This window comes from Psychrobacter sp. CAL346-MNA-CIBAN-0220 (assembly GCF_040309805.1).
Lineage (GTDB): Bacteria > Pseudomonadota > Gammaproteobacteria > Pseudomonadales > Moraxellaceae > Psychrobacter.
Genome location: NZ_JBEOPF010000108.1, coordinates 1 through 288, shown reverse-complemented (window position 1 = coordinate 288; position 288 = coordinate 1). Strand labels below are relative to the sequence as shown.

The following is a 288-nucleotide window of genomic DNA, read 5'->3' as shown; positions in this document are numbered from 1 at the left end:
CGTGTAGACACCGAGTTCCATGGTCATACCGATCGCGGAAGGCGCTTGCGTCGGCGGGGAAGGTAGCCGCCCTTCTCCAGTCCGGCTTCGATTTCGAACCGGTTCTCGAGCGGGTTCGTGCCCGCCGCGAGGTACAGGAGCGGGAAAACCATCCCATAGCGTTGCCATTGGCGTTTGTGGACGGCCTCGTGCTCGAGGACGTCGTCCGACACGTTCGTGCGGGTGAGGTAGCAGCCGCCGACGCAGGATCCGCCGCGGCCGAACGTCCAGTTCGGCATGCCGGTGAAC

1 protein-coding gene is annotated in these 288 nt (G+C 64.9%); it reads right to left on the bottom strand.

The window, feature by feature from the left end:
* Positions 1-23: 23 nt before the first annotated feature.
* Positions 24-288: hypothetical protein (locus AAEY88_RS12905; RefSeq protein ID WP_350563025.1), on the bottom strand; the 265-nt coding region annotated here is incomplete at its 5' end.